Source organism: Halobaculum litoreum (assembly GCF_030127125.1).
Taxonomy (GTDB): domain Archaea; phylum Halobacteriota; class Halobacteria; order Halobacteriales; family Haloferacaceae; genus Halobaculum; species Halobaculum litoreum.
This window is the reverse complement of the sequence record NZ_CP126156.1, coordinates 1,600,700-1,618,927: the sequence shown is the minus strand read 5'-3', so window position 1 is coordinate 1,618,927 and position 18,228 is coordinate 1,600,700. Positions and strand designations below refer to the sequence as shown.

The 18,228-nt window shown below is 72.5% G+C and carries 19 protein-coding genes and 1 pseudogene; 6 read left to right on the top strand and 14 right to left on the bottom strand.

All coding sequences use genetic code 11. From position 1 onward, the window contains the following. The first annotated feature begins 29 nt into the window (after positions 1 to 29). The 3 genes from P0R35_RS08780 to P0R35_RS08770 all read left to right on the top strand — a co-directional run bounded on the left by P0R35_RS08780 (position 30) and on the right by P0R35_RS08770 (position 3,493). Positions 30 to 1,604 (top strand): globin-coupled sensor protein, encoded by a 1,575-nt coding sequence (locus P0R35_RS08780; RefSeq protein ID WP_284012131.1) that lies wholly within the window; start codon positions 30 to 32, stop codon positions 1,602 to 1,604. A gap of 71 nt (positions 1,605 to 1,675) precedes the next feature. Beyond that, positions 1,676 to 2,095 (top strand): nickel-responsive transcriptional regulator NikR, encoded by a 420-nt coding sequence (gene nikR / locus P0R35_RS08775; RefSeq protein WP_284012130.1) that lies wholly within the window; start codon positions 1,676 to 1,678, stop codon positions 2,093 to 2,095. A 255-nt stretch (positions 2,096 to 2,350) separates the two neighbouring features. Continuing rightward, complete coding sequence (locus P0R35_RS08770) at positions 2,351 to 3,493, top strand: CBS domain-containing protein (RefSeq protein WP_284012129.1); 1,143 nt, start codon at positions 2,351 to 2,353, stop codon at positions 3,491 to 3,493. 62 nt (positions 3,494 to 3,555) lie between these two features. Here P0R35_RS08770 and P0R35_RS08765 read toward each other — a convergent pair whose 3' ends face one another. The 4 genes and pseudogenes from P0R35_RS08765 to P0R35_RS08750 form a co-directional block, all read right to left on the bottom strand. Then, the gene (locus P0R35_RS08765) at positions 3,556 to 4,392 is read right to left on the bottom strand and encodes a hypothetical protein (protein ID WP_284012128.1); all 837 of its coding nucleotides are present in this window, start codon (positions 4,390 to 4,392) and stop codon (positions 3,556 to 3,558) included. Positions 4,393 to 4,398: 6 nt separating this feature from the next. Then, entirely contained in the window at positions 4,399 to 5,466 is a 1,068-nt protein-coding gene (locus P0R35_RS08760) for an actin-like salactin (RefSeq protein ID WP_284012127.1), read from the bottom strand. 2 nt (positions 5,467 to 5,468) lie between these two features. Next, the gene (locus P0R35_RS08755; protein WP_284012126.1) at positions 5,469 to 5,927 is read right to left on the bottom strand and encodes a FlaD/FlaE family flagellar protein; all 459 of its coding nucleotides are present in this window, start codon (positions 5,925 to 5,927) and stop codon (positions 5,469 to 5,471) included. 147 nt (positions 5,928 to 6,074) lie between these two features. Beyond that, positions 6,075 to 6,835, bottom strand: a pseudogene (locus tag P0R35_RS08750) (alanyl-tRNA editing protein). Positions 6,836 to 7,014: 179 nt separating this feature from the next. Between P0R35_RS08750 and P0R35_RS08745 the strand changes: the two are divergent. After that, entirely contained in the window at positions 7,015 to 7,713 is a 699-nt protein-coding gene (locus P0R35_RS08745; RefSeq protein WP_284012125.1) for an HD domain-containing protein, read from the top strand. Between the two features lie 47 nt (positions 7,714 to 7,760). Here P0R35_RS08745 and P0R35_RS08740 read toward each other — a convergent pair whose 3' ends face one another. The 6 genes from P0R35_RS08740 to P0R35_RS08715 form a co-directional block, all read right to left on the bottom strand. Then, positions 7,761 to 8,753, bottom strand: coding sequence for an NAD-dependent epimerase/dehydratase family protein (locus P0R35_RS08740; RefSeq protein WP_284012124.1), 993 nt, complete (start codon positions 8,751 to 8,753; stop codon positions 7,761 to 7,763). Between the two features lie 92 nt (positions 8,754 to 8,845). After that, positions 8,846 to 9,838, bottom strand: coding sequence for an NAD-dependent epimerase/dehydratase family protein (locus P0R35_RS08735; protein WP_284012123.1), 993 nt, complete (start codon positions 9,836 to 9,838; stop codon positions 8,846 to 8,848). Positions 9,839 to 9,934: 96 nt separating this feature from the next. After that, positions 9,935 to 10,387 carry a DUF7313 family protein gene (locus tag P0R35_RS08730; protein WP_284012122.1) on the bottom strand — a complete coding sequence of 151 codons (453 nt, stop codon included), beginning with the start codon at positions 10,385 to 10,387 and terminating at the stop codon, positions 9,935 to 9,937. A gap of 100 nt (positions 10,388 to 10,487) precedes the next feature. Next, a complete protein-coding gene (locus P0R35_RS08725) occupies positions 10,488 to 11,195 on the bottom strand; it encodes an NAD(+)/NADH kinase (RefSeq protein WP_284012121.1) in 708 nt (235 codons plus the stop codon). Between the two features lie 108 nt (positions 11,196 to 11,303). Further along, a complete protein-coding gene (locus P0R35_RS08720; RefSeq protein WP_284012120.1) occupies positions 11,304 to 12,650 on the bottom strand; it encodes a M28 family peptidase in 1,347 nt (448 codons plus the stop codon). Positions 12,651 to 12,774: 124 nt separating this feature from the next. Further along, positions 12,775 to 13,416, bottom strand: coding sequence for a DUF420 domain-containing protein (locus tag P0R35_RS08715; protein ID WP_284012119.1), 642 nt, complete (start codon positions 13,414 to 13,416; stop codon positions 12,775 to 12,777). A gap of 121 nt (positions 13,417 to 13,537) precedes the next feature. Here P0R35_RS08715 and P0R35_RS08710 point away from each other — a divergent pair, with 121 nt between their 5' ends. Together P0R35_RS08710 and P0R35_RS08705 are read left to right on the top strand one after the other, a co-directional pair. Beyond that, positions 13,538 to 14,053, top strand: a complete 516-nt coding sequence (locus P0R35_RS08710; RefSeq protein ID WP_284012118.1) for an NUDIX domain-containing protein — start codon at positions 13,538 to 13,540, stop codon at positions 14,051 to 14,053. 61 nt (positions 14,054 to 14,114) lie between these two features. Next, positions 14,115 to 14,852 carry a M48 family metallopeptidase gene (locus tag P0R35_RS08705; RefSeq protein WP_284012117.1) on the top strand — a complete coding sequence of 246 codons (738 nt, stop codon included), beginning with the start codon at positions 14,115 to 14,117 and terminating at the stop codon, positions 14,850 to 14,852. 12 nt (positions 14,853 to 14,864) lie between these two features. Here the strand turns inward: P0R35_RS08705 and P0R35_RS08700 are convergent, their stop codons facing one another. The 4 genes from P0R35_RS08700 to P0R35_RS08685 form a co-directional block, all read right to left on the bottom strand. Next, positions 14,865 to 15,911, bottom strand: a complete 1,047-nt coding sequence (locus P0R35_RS08700; protein ID WP_284012116.1) for an NAD(P)-dependent glycerol-1-phosphate dehydrogenase — start codon at positions 15,909 to 15,911, stop codon at positions 14,865 to 14,867. Positions 15,912 to 15,987: 76 nt separating this feature from the next. Then, on the bottom strand, positions 15,988 to 16,701 hold the full coding sequence (locus P0R35_RS08695) for a LysE family translocator (protein WP_284012115.1): 714 nt from the start codon (positions 16,699 to 16,701) through the stop codon (positions 15,988 to 15,990). A 57-nt stretch (positions 16,702 to 16,758) separates the two neighbouring features. After that, positions 16,759 to 17,469 (bottom strand): TMEM165/GDT1 family protein, encoded by a 711-nt coding sequence (locus tag P0R35_RS08690; RefSeq protein WP_284012114.1) that lies wholly within the window; start codon positions 17,467 to 17,469, stop codon positions 16,759 to 16,761. Then, positions 17,466 to 18,182 (bottom strand): metal-dependent transcriptional regulator, encoded by a 717-nt coding sequence (locus P0R35_RS08685; RefSeq protein ID WP_284012113.1) that lies wholly within the window; start codon positions 18,180 to 18,182, stop codon positions 17,466 to 17,468. Before P0R35_RS08685 ends, P0R35_RS08690 begins: the two co-directional genes overlap by 4 nt. Between the last annotated feature and the right edge of the window lie 46 nt (positions 18,183 to 18,228).

Sequence of the window (18,228 nt, the reverse complement as noted above, 5' to 3'; positions counted from 1 at the left end):
TTAAACGTCGCATCGCTGGAGACGAACGTATGCGAGAGCGTGACGGGGCGGACGGGCGGGGGAGCGAACGAACCGACGGCGGCGTCGCGGATCCACGTGCGGGATCGGGACCGCCTGACGCGGGCCCGGACGCCGGCTACGCGGTGTCCGACGCGGACCGGCGCGGCGTCGACGGCGCCGGCCTCGCGGACCGACTCGGGATCGACGACGCGGAGATCCGGACGCGAAAGCGGTTCACGCGGCTGTCGGCGGCGGACGAGGAGACGCTGGCGTCGCTGGAGTCGACGATCGACGACGTGGCGCCGGCGTTGGTCGAGGAGTTCTACGACCACCTCACGGACAACGAGGAGATGCGCGAGATCCTCGGCAGCTCCAGCAAGGGGATCCGGGCGCTGAAGGGCTCGCAGGAGTCGTACCTCTCGGACCTGGGGGGCGGGGAGTACGGACGCGAGTACTTCGAGCGCCGCGCGCGGATCGGGAAGATCCACGACATGCTCGATCTGGGCCCGCGGGTGTACTTCGCGGGGTACAGCGTCTACTACGAGGGACTGGTCGACGCGCTGGCCGACGAGGCGCGCGCGGAGACGGACCTCGCGGCGGACTCGGCGGGCGAGGCGGCGCTGTCCCGCCTCGTCGACCGGCTCGTCCCCCTGTTGAAGCTCCTGTTGATCGACCAGCAGGTGGCGATGGACACGTACATCGACTCGTACGCCCGGCAGATGGAGTCGGAGATCGACCGGCGGCGCGAGCTGACGACCGAGGTGTCGGAGGAGGTGGCGTCGCCGCTGGCGGAGGTCGGCGACGCCGCCGGCGACGTCGCCGGGAACGCCGACGAACTGGCCGACCTCGCGGAGACGCAGGCCGACCGGATGGCCGAGGTGGAGGCGGAGGTCGGCACCCTCTCGGCGAGCGTCGAGGAGGTCGCCGCCAGCGCCGAGCAGGTGGCGGCCGTCTCCGGCGACGCGGAGACGCTCGCGGAGGAGGGCGTCGACGCCGCCGGCGAGGCGCGCGAGACGATGGAGGACATCGAGGCCGCCACCGACGAGGTGACGGACGAACTCGACGACCTCCGCGGCCGGGTCGGCGAGATCGACGAGGTGGTCTCCGTCATCGACGGGATCGCCGACCAGACGAACCTGCTCGCGCTCAACGCGAACATCGAGGCGGCCCGCGCCGGCGAGGCGGGCGACGGCTTCGCCGTCGTCGCCGACGAGGTCAAGAGCCTCGCCGAGGAGTCCCAACAGCGCGCCGGCGAGATCGAGTCGCTCGTCGACAACATCCAGTCCGGCGCCGAGGACACCGTCGAGAGCCTCGAACGCACCGAGGAGCGCATCGCCGACGGCGTCGCCCGCGTCGACGAGGCGATGGAGCGGCTCGACCGCATCGCCGAGGCGATCCGCGAGGCCGCCTCCGGCGTCGAGGAGGTCGCCAACGCCACCGACTCGCAGGCGACGACGACCGAGGAGGTCGCCTCGCTCGTCGAGGAGGCCAGCACCGAGGCCGCGGCCGTCCGGCGCAACGTCGAGGCGATCGCCACCGCCGCGGACGAACAGCGTGCCCGACTCGACCGGGTGAGCGGGTCCGTCGGCCGCCTCACCGAGTGAGGGCGGGCCGGCCCCGGACCGGGGTCGTTCGATACGGAAAGCTTAGTAACTGCACGCCCCTCGATTAATACATGGGCGTGGTCAGCGTCTCGATGCCGGACAGCCTCGTCGAGCGGATCGACGAGTTCACCGAGGAACACGGCTACACCGGCCGCAGCGAGTTCCTCCGGGAGGCCGCCCGCGACCTCCTCGGGGAGTTCGAGGACCGGAAGCTGGAGGACCGCGACCTCATGGGGGTCGTGACGGTGGTGTTCGACTACGAGGGGACCTCGGTCGAGGAGCGCATGATGCAGCTCCGCCACGAACACGAGGACATCGTCGCCTCGAACTTCCACAGCCACGTGGGCGACCACGACTGCATGGAACTGTTCATCCTCGAGGGGAACCTCGAACAGATCTCCGCGTTCGTCGGGAAGGTCCGCGCGACCACCGACACCAAGACCGTCGACTACTCCGTCACGCCGATCGGCGAGGCGGACGGCATCGTCTGAGGACACTCCCGCCGTCGACCGCCGAGGCGTTTTCTCCCCGGGCGGAGCCACTCGTTCCTGTGTGACGGCCGTGGCCGGCCCGCGTCCGCGGGACGTTCCGACAGGAAACCTGACAGGAGCGCGGGTCGACCCGGACCCCACCCCCGTCGTGTCGCACGGTTCTCGGCGGGACCGTGGGTGTCACAACACAGTACAAATCGCTGGGAGCCGAACCAAGCTTCAATAGCCGGGGGATCGTACTGCCGTGTTGGAGTTATGGATATCTCAGACATCGCCGTGCCGGAGTTCGTCGAGGTGGACGCTGACGAGCGGCTGGGGAAGGTCCGCGCCATCTTCGACCGTGAGAACCCGAAGGGTATCGTGGTGACCGAGGACGGCGAGTACGCGGGCGTCATGGGCGAGCGAGAGCTGATCAACTCGCGCGTCGACGACGACACCCGCGCGGCGGCGCTGATGAAGCCCGCCCCGGAGGTGTCCCGCACCGAGGACGTCCGCGAGGTCGCCCGACTGCTCGTGGAGGGGAACGTGAAGATCGCGCCCGTCTACGAGGGGGAGCGGCTGTACGGCATCGTCACCGTCGACGACATCCTCGCGGCGGTGCTCGACAACCTCGACGCGCTCACCGTCGACGACATCTACACCGAGGACGTGGTGACGGTCCCCGAGGACGCCCACGTCGGCAAGGCGATCAACCGGCTGCGCGAGAACGGCATCTCGCGGCTCCCCGTCGTCAACGAGAACGGTCGGCTGGAGGGGATCCTGACGACCCACGACATCGTCGACTTCGTCGTCCGGGACGACGAACGGCAGGGACGGGGCGACCGCAGCGGCGACATCGACCGGATGCTCGACCTGCCGGTGTACGACATGATGTCCTCGCCCGTGCTGACCGTGACGGCCGCGGAGTCGGTCCGCGACGCCGTCGAGCTGATGATGGACAACGACGTGAGCGGGCTCGTCGTCACGCCGCAGGACCGCGACGACCTCGTGAAGGGGGTGCTCACCAAGACGGACGTGCTGCGCGCGCTCACGTTCACCGAGGAGGAGGCGATGGACGTGCAGGTGACGAACGTCGGCCTGCTCGACACGCTCACCCGCGAGGACATCCGCAGCTCGATCGGGCAGGTCTCCGAGAAGTACCAGGAGATGCGCGTGCTCCACGCGCACGTCCGCTTCCACGAGCACAAGGAGAAGCTCCGCGGCACCCCGCTCATCCAGTGCCAGATCCGCCTGCGCACCACCCACGGGCAGGTGGCCGGCTCGGGCGAGGGGTACGGCTCGGAGCACGCCTTCCACGTCGCGCTCGACAAGCTGGAGCGGAACGTCCTCGAAGTGAAGGGCGTCACCGCCGACGAGCGCTACCGCGGGCAGTTGCTGCGCAAGCTCGGCGAGCTGTGAACGCCGGGTAGCCGTCCCGGCCCGACCGACCGCACGGCGACGCGCGACGGCCGCCCGTCGCGCTACCGTCCGAACACCCGTTTCAGCGTCCCGTCGTCCTCCGTCTCCAGCCCCGCGGCCGCGCGAAACCGCTCGACTGCGTCGCCGTCGGCGTCGGCCGCGGCGACGCGCAAGGTGTCGGCCTCGCCCTCCGTCTCGACGACGACCTCGCGGCCGCGTGTGTAGGCGTACACGCCCATGAGCGCCGCGCCCGCCAGCAGCGCGAGCGCGCCGCCGACGCGGAGGAGGTCGTCGACGAACGCGAGCATCGACAGGATCCCCCCGATCGTCGAGAGGAGGCCGCCGACGCCGGTGGCGCCGGCCGAGTCGGGCATCGTGGTCGACATCGCGTCGAAGGAGACGAGCGAGCCGCCGGCCACCATCGCCAGCCCGCCCACCACGCAGTAGGCGATGGGGCGGGCCAGCCAGTCGGTGCCGGTCGACGACAGCCGCACCGCGCGGACGTTCGCGCGGTGGACGCCGCGCAGCGTCGCGCGCTCGTCGTCGTCGGGGGCGTACGCGATGACGCGGTGGCTCGTCGCCACGAGGCGGCCGTCGGCGACCGGCAGCTCCGCCCGCGGCTCCTCGCCGGCGTACAGGAGGGCGGCGTCGACCGCGTCGACGGACGCCCGGGTCGCGGGCGCGGGCGCGTCCGCGTCGGCGGCGCGGCCGCTCGTCGGGGACGGGTCGTCGCGGGAATCGGGGTCGAGGTCGGCGGGGAGCGGCTCCGGCTCGGCGGGGGCGACGGCCGTGTCGGCGGGCTCGCCGAACGCCGCGCCGCCGTCGGCGGCGGGCTCCGGGTCGGTCGCCGGGTCGTCGGCCGCCGTCGCGTCGTCGCTACCGAACTCGAAGCTCCCCATACGACCTCACTGGTCGGCGAGCTTCTCGGCGATCCGACGGGCGCCCTCGGCCGCGGCGAGGTCGGGCTCGTCGGGGACGACGACGTTCACGTCGCGGTCCAACTCAGCCGACAGGCGGCGCTGGAACTCCTCGGGGAGGCCCGGGATGCACGCCATCCCGCCGGTGAGGGCGATGTCGTTGCCCAGCGAGAGCTGGTACACCTTCATGTAGTCGTTGGCGGGCTCCGGGAGGAACTCGTTGGCGACCTCGTCGACGGCGGCGTCGAGGTACCAGTCGAGCGCGTCGACGACGCTGTCGGCGATGGTGAACTCGTGGGAGCCGCCGCCGGGCTGTTGGATCACGTCCGAGAACGGCTCGAAGTCGCCGACGTCGCCGTGCTCCTCCTTGTACTCGCGGGCGGTCGTGAGGTCGACGTGGACGCGCCCCTGCGTCTCCTCCTCGACGTTGGCGACGATGCGGCGGTCGACGTCGTTGCCCGTCACCGAGCCGGTGGAGAAGGGCACGAGCTGGTCGCCGCGGCGGTACGCGCACGCCTCGAGGTTCGTGGAGCCCATGTTCACCGAGATGAACACGTCCGAGACCGCCTCGACGCCGTCGCCCATCGCGGGGATGGCGCCGCACAGCGACTCGGGGTACGCGCGCATGGTGTGGGCCCCGATGTCCGACGACTCGATGACCTCGGTGAGGTTCTCGAGGCCGGCGTCGTTCTCCATCGTCGGGATGGCGTACACGACCGCGGAGTCCTGCGGGACGCCGTTGGCCGAGAGCTGCTCGCGGAAGAAGCGGCTCGCGAGCTCGGCGCGGTCGTCGTCCTCGGGCAGGCCCGAGCGGAGCATGTACTCGACGCGGTCGGGGTACTCGGCGGCGGCCTGCTCCCCGAACAGGGCCTTCTCGTCGCCGGTGATCGCGTCCTCGTAGAGGGCCAGACACGTGAGCGTCCGGACGGTGGTCATCTCGTCGGCGTCGGCCTCCCGGTATCGGAGGACGGTCCGGGTGGAGCCGAGTTTGACGCCGATGGGGGTCGGATTGCTGGACTCGAAACTGTCGTCCGCTGAATCGGATTCTGCTGCCATAGTTATCGGAGCGCGGCGAGGCGGGCGACGAACAGGAGGCTCGTCCGATGGTGGCCGAAGTCGAGTCGGTCGCCCTCGACGCCGTCGAAGGCCTCGAGGTAGGCCGCGAGGGCCTCCTCGGTCGACTCGGTGAGCCACTCGACGTCCCGATACAGCGCGAGCGCCTCGCGGGCGCGTTCGCGCCCGCCGACGCCGACGAGGTAGCGTAACCAGTCGAGCACGAGCTGGGTCCCCACCACCGAGTCCGGTAGCTCCGGAAGGTAGGGTCTGCCCGCGCCGCCGGCCGCCGCCTGAAGGAGGAAGGCGTCTTCCACCTGCGCCGCCCGCACGCGCGCGTCCGCTCGACCGAGGAAGTCGCCCGGCTCCGTCCACCGGTCGGCTTCCTCGTCGGCGTGCGTCGGCGCCGCCGCTCCCGTCAACGCTCGCAACTCCTTCGGGTCGTAATCGCTCGGTCTGAGCATGTTCTTGGTCGCTCCGCACTCCCTGTGCCGCTATCGCTCCCTATCCGGGATCGTCGTATATACCTACTGACCCGAATATCAGGCGTGAAACCGATCGGCGCGCCCCGGGTACCGGCCCCGTCGCTTCCCGGCGGGACGCCCCCCGACTCACGGCGCCGCGAGGGCGAACTCGACGCGCTCTCGGTCGCCGCCCTGTGTCGTCCGCCCCGTCACCGTCACCGCCCCGACGTCGGCCGTGTTCCGGACGTGTGTGCCCGCGCAGGCCGTCCGGTCGAACGGGTCGTCCGGGTCGCCGATCTCGACGATCCGCAACTCGGCGATCGAGTCGGGAAGGAGGTCGATCCGCGTGCGTTGGGTGTCCAGTTCGGCCTCCGCGTCCGCGCGGGTCATCGTGTAGGTCGTCACCGGGAGCGCCTCGGCGACGAGGTCGTTCATCCGGTCTTCGACCAGCGCGAGGTCGGCGTCGGAGAACTTCGGATACTCGGCGTCGAGGCGCGCGCGGTCGGCGTACAGTTGGTTGCCGACGGTCCGCGCGCCGAACTCCTCGAGGAGGACCGCCGAGAGGAGGTGTTGGGCGGTGTGGTAGCGCATGTGCGCGGCCCGGCGGTCCCAGTCGATCCGCCCGCGGACCCGCGTTCCCGCGGGCGGGGCGGCGCCGTCGAGTCGGTGGTACACCGTGTCGGTCTTCTCCACGTCGACCACGTCGAACGTCCAGCCGTCGACGTCGTCGTCGCCGGCGGCCGACAGGCTGCCGCCGATGACGCGGAGCGTCCCGGTGTCGTTGGGCTGGCCGCCGCCGGTCGGGTAGAAGTGGGTCCGGTCGAGGACGACCCGGTCGTCGAGCGACCGCTCGACGGTCGCCTCGAACTCCTCACCGTGCTGTCGGCGAGATAGAGCTGCTCGGTCATCGGCGGAGATGGGCGGTCGGCGTACTTAGCGATTGGCTCCCCGTCGCCGGGGCGCCGCCGGCGACCCGCCGCGCGGGCCGGACCTGTCGTAACGACTAAGGACGAATCACGTCGTAATCATCCGTAATGAGAACATCGTCCGTCTCTTTGCGAACTGTCTCAAGCCGGGGGTGGGGGCCGTGGGCGTCGAGATAAAGGGCTCGCGCGTCTCCGACGAGGAGTTCGCCGACATGGAACACTTCGTCCGCGAGTACCTGGCCGCCTCCGTCGAGAGCGAGGACGACGGCGGTCGGATGCGGTGGTACCCGTGGCACTCGTCGGAGTACCGCTTCAACCACATCCTCAACGTCGTCGACATCGCGGGGCGCATCGCCGCCAAGGAGGGCGCCGACACCGACGTCGTGCGCGTGGCCGCCCTCTTCCACGACGTGTCGAAGCTCGAGGCCGACCAGGACGTCCACGCCGAGGAGGGCGCCCGCGTCGCCCGCCAGTACCTCGAGACGCACGGCGACTACCCGGAGTCGTTCGTCGCCGAGGTCTGCTCGTGTGTCGAGGACCACTCCTACCAGGGGCCGCTGTCGGACCTGTCGCTGGAGACGCGCTGTCTGATCGAGGCCGACCTGCTCGACAAGGTGGGCGCCAACGGCACCGCGCTCATGATCCTCCGGATGGGGTACGAGGCGCGCACCCACATGGACACCGCCGAGATGGTCCAGCGCGTCCTCGAACGCGGCCGCGAGCACGCCGCGCGCGTCGAGAGCGACACCGCCGAGTCCATCGCCCACGAGCGCATCAAGCGGGTGCAGTGGTTCCGCGAGTGGCTGGAGGACGAGGTGTCGCGCATGGAGCGGCACCGCGGCGAGTCGGACGGCCGCTGAGGCCGGCGCTCCGTCCCGGCCGCGGTCGCCCCGGCTCCCCGACCGTCTCAGACCGTGTCGAGCACGCCGAGCACGCGCTCCTCGGCGTCGCGCCCGGGGTCGTGTTCGCTCCCGTCGCGGTCGCTGTCGCGGTGGTCGGCGACGCTGCGCGCCATCGCCTCCGCCGGCGGCGTCGACTCCCAGCCGAGCGCCGCGAGCTTGTCCGTCGCGAGGACGTGCGGGTAGTCCCGGTAGAGGATGAAGTCCTCGGTCGACAGCCCCGCGGCCGCGAGTTCGCGCTCGCCGGCGTGGACGACCTCGCAGTCGGTGTCGGCGACGTCGGCGATCAGGTCGACCATCTCCTCCATCGTGACGAGCCGGCGGTCGCCGACGTTGTACGCCTCGCCCGGCTCGCCCTCCTCGGCGACGACGCGGAGCGCGCTCGCGACGTCCTCGACGTACGCGCGGTGCCAGAGGTTCTGCCCGTCGGCGGGGACGACCACGCGGTCGTGGGTCAGGACGCGGTCGATCCAGTAGTCGAGGCGCTCGGTGTAGTCGTGGGGACCGTACACGATGCACGGCCGGACGCTCATCGCGTTCACGCCGTCTGCGGCGGCCTCGAACACGATCCGGTCGCCCTCGGCCTTGCGCGGGCCGTAGGAGGCGTGGGAGTCGTCGGTCGCCTGATCGTCGGTGCAGTCGCACAGCGCCGTCTCGCCCTCGCGTTTGGGGATCTCCTCGACGCCGTACGCCGACCCCGAGGAGATGTACACGTAGCCGTCCACGTCCGCGAACACGTCCACCGCGACGCGGACGTCCTCGGGGTAGTAGGCGACGCAGTCGATCACGATGTCGGGCCGGACCGACAGCGCCGCGGCCTTCAGGTCCGTGTCGTCGCGCCGGTCGCCCTCGACGCGGTTCACGTCGTCGTGGTCGGCGAACGGGTTGTCGTGGGTGCCGCGGTTGAAGATCGTCACCTCGTAGCCGTTGTCGAGCAGGTCCTCGACGACGTGGCGCCCGATGAAGCGCGTGCCGCCGACGACGAGCGCGGTGTCTGCCATGTGCGGGGCGTCGCGCGCGGCGGTGGAAAAGGACGCGGTCGGCGGTTCGGTTGCCGGTAGGCGGCTGCGGCGCCCCGTCGGCTCCGGAACCGCTACTCGGTCAGCGCGTCGATCACGGCCGCCTCGGTCTCGCGGTCCAGCGCCTCGTCGGGCCCGGTGACGCCGGCGTCGGCGTGGGCGCGGGCCGTCTCGGCGACGGACTCCGCGGGCGGCGTCGATTCCCACCCGAGCGCCGCGAGCTTGTCCGTCGCGACGAGCATCGGGTCGGGCGTGTACAGCGGGAACGCCGCCGGCTCGACGTCGTGAGCGGCCAACTCGCGTTCGCTCGCGGTGACGACCTCGACCTCCGTGTCGAGCCCGTCGGCGATCAGCTCCAGCGACCGGCGCAGCGAGTACGCCGAGCGGCCGGCGGCGTTGTACGCCTCGCCCGGCTCGCCGTCCTCGGCGACGCGGAGGAGGGCGTCCGCGAGGTCCTTCACGTATACCCGGTGGAGGAGCGACCCGCCGTCGCCGGGGACGAGCACGCGGTCGTTGGCGGCGACCCGGTCCACCCAGTAGCCGAACCGCTCGGTGTAGTCGTGGGGCCCCTGTACGAGCATCGGGCGCACGGCCATCGCCTCGACGCCCTCGGCGGCGGCCGCGAAGACGGCGCGGTCGCACTCGGCCTTGCGCGGGCCGTACGTCTCCGCGGAGTCGTCGTCTTCCTGTGCGGGCTCGCACGGGTGGAGGGCGGTACGGTCCTCGCGCATCGGCACGTCGCCGGGGACGTACGCCGACCCCGAGGAGACGTACACGTAGCGGCAGTCGGCGAACACGTCGGTCGCCTCGCGCACCTCCTCGGGGTGGAGGCCGACGAAGTCGACGACGACGTCGGGGTCGCCGGCGTCGCGAGCGGCCACCAGGTCCGCCCGGACGGTGCGGTCGCCGGTGTAGTTGTCGACGCCGTCGCGGTCGGCGAACGGGTCGTCGTGGGTGCCGCGCGAGAACGTCGTCACCGCGTAGCCGGCGTCGCGGAACGCCTCGACGGTGTGGCGGCCGATGAAGCGCGTGCCGCCGACGAACAGCGCGGTGTCGGAGCGGGTCATACGAACGGGTGCGCGGGGGTGGGCAAAGCCGTTCGCCTCCCGGCGGTCGGCGGGGAGTCGGCGGACGGCGGACGGGGGTCGCGTCGCGGGGACGCCTCAGACGATGGCGTTCCAGACCGGCGCGACGACGAAGAACAGCGACTGGTAGCCGGCGTAGGCGACGACGAGCGCGGAGGCGGCGAGCGCGCTGTTGGGGCGGTCCATCTCCATGTCGTTGCGCGCCTCGACGCGGCGGGCCTCGTACTCGAAGAAGTCGGCGACGACCATCCCGAGCACGAGGACGGACAGCACCATCCCGCCGTGCGGCTCGACGATCATGAACGCGAACGACAGGACGATCAGGAGGAAGCTGACGACCTCGTGGGGGAGGTAGCGGCTCATCGCCTCGTCGTCGTCGCCCGCCTCGGCGGCGCGCACGTAGCTACGCTGGGCCAGGAAGCGCGTGCCGAGGTTGACGAACACGACCGCGAGGATGACGAACGGCAGCACCTCCGCCACGGACTCCAGCGCCCCGAGCGGGACGAGGAACTCCAGCGGTGACGGTAACATACCCGTGAATCCGTCCACGACTCATTAGAACCTTTCCAATCCCGGGCGGGGTCGCGGGCGCCGCGTGTCGGGCGCGGGTCGGGACGCGGGCGCCGCCGGCTCACCGCGGGGGCCCGATCCCGGGGACGCGCAGGAACGGGACGTGGCCGTCGACGACGACGCGGATGTCGGTCTCGGGCGGGACGAGGCCGGCGACCTCGCCGTCGAGGATCAGGCGCACGTCGCAGTCGTCGCGCTCGACGCGCAGCACCGCCTCGTCGTCGACGACCCACGTGTCGGTCATCGTCGCGAACGGGGAGACCGGGACCACCGAGAGGCCGGTGCCCGGTGCGATGACCGCCCCGCCGGCCGCGCGGGCGTAGCCGTTCGACCCCGCGGGGGTGGCGACGACGACGCCGTCCGACCGGAAGCGGTCGACCTCCTCGCCGGCGGCGTGAACGGCGTACTCGGAGATCCGCGCGGGCTCGGCGGTCATCAGCGTCGCGTCGAGCAGCGCCCGCTCGCGGCGGTCCGCGCCCACCTCGACGGCCAGCACGGCGTGCGGCACGGTCCACTCCTCGCCGGCCGCGACCGCCGCGACCGCCCCGCGGGCGTCGACCTTCGGGACGGAGTGGTGGCCCTCGCCCGCGGCGACCGGGAGGACCGGCGCGGCCGGCCCCGCCAGCGCCGTCCCGACGAGCGCCCGCTCGCCGAGGGTGACGACGAGGTCCGGGTCGGCGTCGCTCGCGACGACCGCGCCGCCGGCGGCCTCGACCGCCTCGCGGAGGGTGCCGTCGTCGCCGGAGAGCGCCGCGCGGAACTCGGTCATGGTGTCGGGGTAGTTCTGGGGGTGACTTAACGGGCGGGGTCTGATCCGTCCGGGGTCGCGACCGACGGCCGGCGGTCGCGTGCGGTCGCCGTCGGCCGGTCGGGCCGCCTACTCGACGACGGTCCCGTCGTCGTCGTACGGCCAGTCCCCGATCACCTTCATGCCCGTCGCCTTGTCCTCCGCCTCCAGCGCGGCCGCGATCTCGCTCGGCTCGCGCCGGGCCACCTCGGTGTCGGCGTCGGCGAGGTCGGCCACCAGCGCGGTCACCAGGATCGCCTGCTCGCGGAGGTTGCGCGGCTCCAACTTCTCCAGCGTGTCGGCCTCCGTGTGGCCCCAGCCGCGGCCGCGGCCCTCGGTCTCGCCGGCGACCATGAACCCGGGGACGCCGTGGACCACGAACGGCCAGTGGTCGCTGTGGGGCACCTGCGCCTCGCTCGTCGACACCGGGTGGTCGAAGCGCTCGGCGAGCCGGTCGCCGGCGGCGGTGAGGTCGTCGAACCCGTGGGTCGACAGCGACAGCGTCCGCCCGAACACGTTCGAGTCGACGTTGACGATCGCCTCGATCGCGTCGAGGTCCGCGCGCTCGGCTTCCACCGAGGAACCGACGAGGCCGACCTCCTCGGCGCCGTAGGCGACGAAGCGGACCCGCGTGTCCAGTTCGTCCTCCAGCGCCGCGAGCGCCGCGGCGACCTCGACGATCGTCGCGGTTCCGGCCCCGTTGTCCATCGCCCCCTCCGCGATGTCGTGGGCGTCGACGTGCGAGGAGACGAGCACCTCGTCGTCGGTGTCGGGCCCCAACTCGGCCATCGCGTTCCCGCTCGTCGTCTCGGGCGTCTCGCAGTCGACCGCGACTGTCACGTCGTCGCCGACGGCGCGCCGGGCGAGGCGGGCGCCGACCTCGGCGCTGACGCCGACGGCGGGGATGTCGCCGATGGGGTCGTCGTCGGTGCCGACGGAGCCGGTCGGCGGGAGCTGTCCCTCGACGTGGTTCGCGAACACGAACGCGGCGGCGCCGTGCTCGACGGCGTAGTAGTACTTCTCCGTGCGGTGGACGAACCGGTCCACGTCGTCGGGGGTGTCCGAGGACACCATCACCACCGTCCCCTCGACGTCGGTCCCCTCGAAGTCGGCGGGCATCCCGTAGCCGAGGTCGACGAACTCGCCGGCCGCCTCGCCGGCGGGCGAGCGCGGCAGCGCGATGCAGTGTTCCGGGCGGCCGTCGGCGTCGATCCCGGCCGTGCCGCGCACCCACCCCTGAACGTCGAACTCGTCGATGCGGGCGTCGCGACAGCCGGCGGCCGCGAGCGCGTCGCGCACGAGCTCCAGCCCCTCGCGCTCGCCGGGTTGGCCCGCCATGCGGTTGCCCACGTCGACGAGATCCTCGAGGAGGCTCCAGCCGACGTCGCTGGTGAAGGTGTCGCCGATCCAGTCGGTCCGCTCGGAGAGGTCGGTCACGGCCGTCCGGTCCGCGTGTCCGGGTAAAGCGCTTCGGGAGGCGGCCGGGCGGGCCGGGAGTCGGCGGCGCGGACGCGGCGACGCGGGCACGGCGCCGTCGCGCGCGGCCTCGGGGAATGCGTCGTTACCGCGCGACGCGGACGAACTCGTAGGCGTACACCCAGTTCAGCATGGCGTAGGTGACGACGCCGAGGGTGAGCGAGACGATCCACGTGCCGGCGGCCCACCGCCCGATCCGCTTGTGGGGCGTCTCGGTCCGGAGCTCCTCGGGGGTGTGGGTCCAGCCGAGCACGATGGCGTACAGGACGACCGGTACCGTCACGATCGAGAGGACGATGTGGACCGCCAGCATCGCGAGGTAGCCGATCTCGACGGCGCCGGCGTACGCCCCGAGGAACGCCGTCTCGCGGATGACGATGTGTTTCTCGCCGGGGCCGCCGCCCACCTTCGCGAGGTACATGACGAGGAACACCATGATCAGCCCGAACGAGGCGCTCATCGCGGCGGCGTGCTTGCGCACCTCGCCGATCCGGATCCAGCGCCACCCGAGCACGAGCAGCACCGTGGTGACGGTGTTGACCGCGGCGATCGCGTGACTCAGGAGGTTCACCTCGCCCTGCGTGAGCGACGGGAACACCGACTCGGGGACGACGCCCGCGAACGTGCCGACGACGAGCGCGTAGCCGACGACCGACACCACCGCGACCGTCGCCCGCGGGTACTCCTTCACCGTGCCGAGCGGGCCGCTCGCGTCCGCTGTTGCCATTGTCGACCCGTGGGGCCGGGCGGTATTGCCTCTTCGGGTTCGGGCGTCGACAGCGACGCCGGCCGACCCGGCGCGGCCCCCGACCGCGGGCTTCTTGACCCCCTCCGACCCATCGCCGCCAATGGTCACGGGGGAGTCGGGCGACGTGGTCGACGAGGCGATCGCACAGCTCCGGTCCGGGTGGGGGGAGTGCCCGGTCGAGGACGACCGGTGGGACGTGTCGACGCGGGCGTGGGACCGGACGCGCGAGCGGTTCGACGCCGGCACCGTCGGGGGCGCCGGCGCGTGGGTCCGCCGCGCGGACGGCGACGCGCTGGTCGTCAGACACGAGGGGGAGTCGACGTGGTCCGAGCCCGGCGGGAAACAGGAGCCCGGGGAGGCGCTGTCGACGACGGCCGCCCGCGAGACGCGCGAGGAGGCGGGCGTCGCGGTCACGATCACGGGGCTGGTGATGCTCCACCGGGTCGCCGTCCACGCGCCCGAGCGCGACCCGATCCGCCGGCTGATCGCCACCTTCGACGCCGACTACGCCGGCGGGGAGCCCCGCCCGCGCGAGGGGGAGATCGCGGAAGTGCGGTGGGTGTCCGACCACCCCGACAGCCTCCTGTACCCCGCGGTCGCGCAGTACCCGTTGTGACCGGGGCGCCGTCGGCCGCCCCCGGGGAAAAGCCTACACGCTCGCACGCGAACCCGACCGTGTGACCCTCCACTCGCGGCTCTCCACCGTGCTCTCGTGGGCGAGCGACTGGTGGGAGCTGTGGGCCCTCATCGCCGTCGGGCTCGTCGGCGTCCGCCTCGCTCCCCACGTCGTCGCCCGCTCGGAACGCCCCGGTTCGCTCCCGCCCGACGTCGCCCGCGCGGTCGAACGCGTCGGCGTCCCGCCCGACCGGGTGGGCGTCCTCCGGCGCGACGGCCGCGTCCTCGCGTACGCCGCCGGGCTCTCGGCGGGCCACGGCCGGGTGTTCGTCTCGACGGGGCTCCTCCGGGAGCTCGACGCCGCCGGCGTCGCCGCGGTCGTCCGCCACGAGTACGCCCACCTCAAGCGACGACACGTCCCCGTCCGGGTCGGCATCCCCTGTGTGTACGCCGTCGCGTGGGCGGTCGACGCGAGCCTGTACGGCCGCCAGGGGCTGCTCGTCGGCGCCGCCCTCGCGGTGCCGCTCGCGTACCTCTCGGTGCGCGTCGCCCGCTGGACCGAGTACGACGCCGACGCCGACGCCGCCCGCCGCGCGGGCCCGGCCTTCCGGGAGGCGCTCGCCCGCCTCGCCGCCGGCGGCCACGTCGGCCCGGCGACCCCCGCCGGCGGCCGGCTCCGACGGCTGCTCGCGTCGCTGTCGATGCACCCGCCGCTCGGCGAACGGCTCCGACGGCTGGAGAACGACGGGACGAGCGCCGGCGAGGGGCCGACTCCCCGACCGATGCACGGCGACGACTGAGGGCCGGGCGACTCAGATCACGCCGGTGAACGTCGCCACCTCGACGGCCGCCTCCTCGTTGACGCCGTCGCCGAGGATGGTGTAGCGGTCGCGGATGGTGTGGGCGGTGGTGAGCGCCTCGATCACCGTCTCGTCGTCGATGCCGAGGTCGGCCGCCGTCGTCGGCGCGTCGATGGCCTCGAGGGCGTTCCGGATCGAGCGCCACTGTCCCTGCGCGCCGCTGTGGAGGAACTCCGTCATGATCGAGCCGACGCCGACCTGGTGGCCGTGGAGCGCGGGCGACTCGGCGATCCGGTCGAGCTGGTGGGAGAACAGGTGCTCGGCGCCCGAGGCGGGCCGCGACGACCCCGCGATCGACATGGCGACGCCCGAGGAGACCAGCGCCTTGGAGACGACCCACGACGACTCCTCGAGCCCCCGCTTGATCGAGTCGGCGTTGTCGACGAGCATCTCCGCGGTCATCTCCGACAGCGCCGCGGCGTACTCGCTGTACTCGACGTTCTTCAGCCGGCGGGCGAGCCGCCAGTCCTTCACCGCGGTGTAGTTGGAGATGATGTCGGCGCAGCCGGCGGTGGTGAGCGCCCACGGCGCGTTCGCCATGATCTCGGTGTCGGCGATCACCGCCAGCGGCGGGTCGGCGGCGACCGAGTGGCGGGTGTCGCCCTCCGGGATGGAGGAGCGGCCCGAGACGATGCCGTCGTGGCTGGCGGCCGTCGGCACGGAGACGAAGCCGACGCCCAACTCGTCGGCGGCCATCTTCGCGAGGTCGATCGGCTTCCCGCCGCCGAGGGCGACGAGGAACGTCGCCCCGGCCGCCTCGGCCGCCTCGACGATCTCTCCGACCGCCGCGAAGCTCGCCGTGTCGACGGTGACCGTCTCGGCGCCGTCGAACTGCGCCCGGAGCCGGTCGCCCGCGAGGTCGTCGGGCGTCGGCGAGGTGACCAACAGGGGCGTGCCGCCCAGCGACAGCTCCGCGACGGCCGTCCCCACGTCGTCGAGGACGCCGTGGCCGACCAGGACGTTCCGCGGGAGCTTGATCCACGTCGACTTCGCGAACATGCCACGAGGTTTCGGACGAGGGACTAAATCCGTTGTCGTGTCCGGCGCGAGGCCGTCGCGGGCCGCCGGGCGCCCGTCAGCCGATCCGGCCCGCCAGCGCCGCCTCCGCCACGGGCACGAGCGTCCCGGCGGCGTCGGCGAGGAAGACGACGCCGAACCCGGCGAGCAGCAGCGCCGACAGCGCCGCGACCGCCGGCGCGAGCGCCTCGACCCGGCTCCGCGCCGCCACCAGCGCCCCGGGGAACCCGGTCACCCACAGCCCGATGCCGCCGAAGAAGCCGACGACGAGCGCGGGGCTCCCCGTCTCGACGACGAGCGTGCCGGCCAACTCCGCCACGTCGGCGGCGGCGAACACGTCGATCCGACCCGGTTCGAGCAGGCCGACGCCGACGGTGAGCCAGAACAGCACCTGGTAGGGGTTCGCCAGCGCCAACGCCAGCGCCTTCCGGAACCCCGCCGACTCGTCGGCCGCGAGGTCGGTGTCCGCGTCGAGGAACGAGCCGCCCACCTCGCGGGCGGCGCCGTAGGCGTAGTACAGCATGAGGAGGCCGCCGACGCCGACCATCGCGCCCTTCACCAGCGGGGCGCGGTTCAGGAAGCCGACCGCGCCGACCAGCGCGAGGACGAAGAAGACCGCGTCGGCGGTCGCCGCGCCGAGCCCCGCACGGACGCCCGCGCTCCAGCCGCGCAGGACGCTCTCCTCGGCGATGACGGCGTTCATCGGGCCCGGCGGCGCCGCCAGCGCGAGCCCGAACACGACGCCGGCGACGAGCGATGCGAGCACGGTCACTGGCTCCGATAGGGGGCCGCGGCCGTGAATAACGCGCCGATCCGTCGCGACCGTGGCCTACACCGCCGCGAGCACGGCGTCGGAGACGGCTCCCACCGCGGTCTCCCACACGGAGTATCCGGTGGTCAGCGCCAGCACCGTGTCGAGGCCGAAGAACGCGAACAGCGCCGCCCCCGCGAGGTGGGCCTTCCGCACGTCGAAGCGGTGGCTGAACCGGTGGAACAGGTAGGCGTTCGCCAGGCTCACCGGGAGGATCGCCGCCATCTCGCCGACCCAGATGGCCGAGGTGGCGCCGTACTGGGCGGCGAGGCCGATGGTGATCAGCTGCGTCTTGTCGCCGAACTCGCCGGCGGCCATCATCGCGAAGATGGAGAGGAAGCTCCCCAGCCGCCCGGAGAACTCGTGGCCCAGCAGCGTCACCGTGCCGTCGACGCTCGGCAGCACCCTGCCGCCGTCCGTCTCGACGGCGCGGTCGGCGGTCGCGCCCCCGCCGGCCGCGGGCGCCGACCGGACCAGCAGCACGGCGAACGCGAGGAACAGGGCGGCGGTGATCGCGTCGAGCACCGCCCCCGACAGCAGCTCCTGGAGCGCGGCGCCGAAGGCGATCTCCAGCGCCGTCCACCCGGCGAAGGCGCTGCCCGCGGCGGCGACGACGACCGCCGGCCGGTAGCGCGTCGAGAGGCCGGCGATGATGAACTGGACCTTCTCACCGGGGAGGACCGCGAGCTGTGAGACGGCCGCGACGACGACGATCTCCCAGTAGGTCACGCACCGCCCACCCCCGCGTCGGGCGCGGCGTCGTCGGCGCCGGCCGGCCGGACCCTGACGGCCGCGGCGACGGTCTCGGGGAGGCTCTGTTCGCGGTCGCCGCCCGCCGAGCCGTCGGGCACCGCGACCGTCACCATCCCGAACGGGGCGACGTCGCGGACCTCGACGGTCGTCCCGGGCGTGATGCCGGCGCGGTCGAGGTACTCCAGCTCCTCGTCGTCGCGGTCGCTCACGCGAGCGATGACGACGCGGTCGCCGACGGCGAACTCCGTGAGGGGCCGCGAGCCGTCGTCGGCCGGCGGTTCGAGGTCGGCGCCGGGGATCGGGTCGCCGTGCGGGTCGACCACCGGGTCGCCCAGCGCGGCCGCGACCCGCCGCTCGAACTCCTCGCTGATGTGGTGTTCGAGCGCGTCGGCCTCGTCGTGCACCTCGCTCCACGAGTAGTCGAGGTGCTCCGCGAGGTACGCCTCGATCAGGCGGTGGTGGCGGAGGACCTCCAGCGCGACGGTCCGCCCCTCGGCCGTCAGCTCGGCGCCTTTGTACTTCTCGCGCTCGACGAGGCCGCGCTCCTCGAGCGTCTCCAGCATGCTCGTCACCGTCGGCGGGGTCTTCCCGACCCGCTCGGCGATCGCCGAGGTCGACACCGGCGGGCCGTCCTCGGTCTGGAGCACGTAGATGGCCTTCAGGTAGTCCTCCATCACGTCGCTCAACATCTGGTCGACACGAATTAGACCGGTCTAACGGAAATAGTCACCGCCT

Coding starts and splice junctions, on each gene's coding strand:
- P0R35_RS08710 (WP_284012118.1), top strand. CDS start 13,538: ATGGTCACGGGGGAGTCGGGCGACGTGGTCGACGAGGCGATCGCACAG.
- P0R35_RS08765 (WP_284012128.1), bottom strand. CDS start 4,392: ATGGGGAGCTTCGAGTTCGGTAGCGACGACGCGACGGCGGCCGACGAC.
- P0R35_RS08770 (WP_284012129.1), top strand. CDS start 2,351: ATGGATATCTCAGACATCGCCGTGCCGGAGTTCGTCGAGGTGGACGCT.
- P0R35_RS08735 (WP_284012123.1), bottom strand. CDS start 9,838: ATGACCCGCTCCGACACCGCGCTGTTCGTCGGCGGCACGCGCTTCATC.
- P0R35_RS08755 (WP_284012126.1), bottom strand. CDS start 5,927: ATGCTCAGACCGAGCGATTACGACCCGAAGGAGTTGCGAGCGTTGACG.
- P0R35_RS08730 (WP_284012122.1), bottom strand. CDS start 10,387: ATGTTACCGTCACCGCTGGAGTTCCTCGTCCCGCTCGGGGCGCTGGAG.
- P0R35_RS08740 (WP_284012124.1), bottom strand. CDS start 8,753: ATGGCAGACACCGCGCTCGTCGTCGGCGGCACGCGCTTCATCGGGCGC.
- P0R35_RS08700 (WP_284012116.1), bottom strand. CDS start 15,911: ATGTTCGCGAAGTCGACGTGGATCAAGCTCCCGCGGAACGTCCTGGTC.
- P0R35_RS08715 (WP_284012119.1), bottom strand. CDS start 13,416: ATGGCAACAGCGGACGCGAGCGGCCCGCTCGGCACGGTGAAGGAGTAC.
- P0R35_RS08780 (WP_284012131.1), top strand. CDS start 30: ATGCGAGAGCGTGACGGGGCGGACGGGCGGGGGAGCGAACGAACCGAC.
- P0R35_RS08760 (WP_284012127.1), bottom strand. CDS start 5,466: ATGGCAGCAGAATCCGATTCAGCGGACGACAGTTTCGAGTCCAGCAAT.
- nikR (WP_284012130.1), top strand. CDS start 1,676: ATGGGCGTGGTCAGCGTCTCGATGCCGGACAGCCTCGTCGAGCGGATC.
- P0R35_RS08725 (WP_284012121.1), bottom strand. CDS start 11,195: ATGACCGAGTTCCGCGCGGCGCTCTCCGGCGACGACGGCACCCTCCGC.
- P0R35_RS08685 (WP_284012113.1), bottom strand. CDS start 18,182: ATGTTGAGCGACGTGATGGAGGACTACCTGAAGGCCATCTACGTGCTC.